Origin of the sequence: Mesorhizobium sp. M4B.F.Ca.ET.089.01.1.1 (genome assembly GCF_004022605.1) — a bacterium.
GTDB lineage: Bacteria > Pseudomonadota > Alphaproteobacteria > Rhizobiales > Rhizobiaceae > Mesorhizobium > Mesorhizobium abyssinicae.
Window position 1 is genome coordinate 1 of the sequence record NZ_RZOS01001487.1, and the last position, 420, is coordinate 420.

Annotated in this window: 1 protein-coding gene; it reads left to right on the forward strand. The window is 59.3% G+C overall.

Annotated features, from left to right (window positions below; translation table 11 throughout):
• Window positions 1–61: 61 nt before the first annotated feature.
• Window positions 62–420: aldehyde dehydrogenase family protein (locus EN780_RS38015; protein WP_245500340.1), on the forward strand; the 359-nt coding region annotated here is incomplete at its 3' end.

The window sequence follows — 420 nt, forward strand, 5'->3', positions numbered from 1 at the left end:
CTTGTCCTACATCGAAACGGGACGCAATGAAGGCGCCAAGGTAGCATTGGGGGGAAATCGTGTGCTGGCCGAAACAGGTGGCAGCTTCGTTGAGCCGACGATCTTTGATGGTGTTTCCAACACCATGAAGATTGCCCGTGAAGAGATCTTCGGGCCTGTCCTGTCGGTGATCTCGTTCAAGGACGAGGCCGAAGCGGTTCGCATTGCGAACGACACCAACTACGGCCTTGCCGCTTCCCTCTACACCGACGATCTCAACACGGCGCATCGCGTCGCCAAGTCGATCCGCGCCGGCACCGTCTCGGTGAACTGCTATTCAGAAGGCGACTTCGCCGTGCCCTTCGGCGGGTACAAGGAATCGGGCTTCGGCGGCAAGGACAAGGGCCTCGCTGCGCACGACCAATACACCGAAACCAAGGC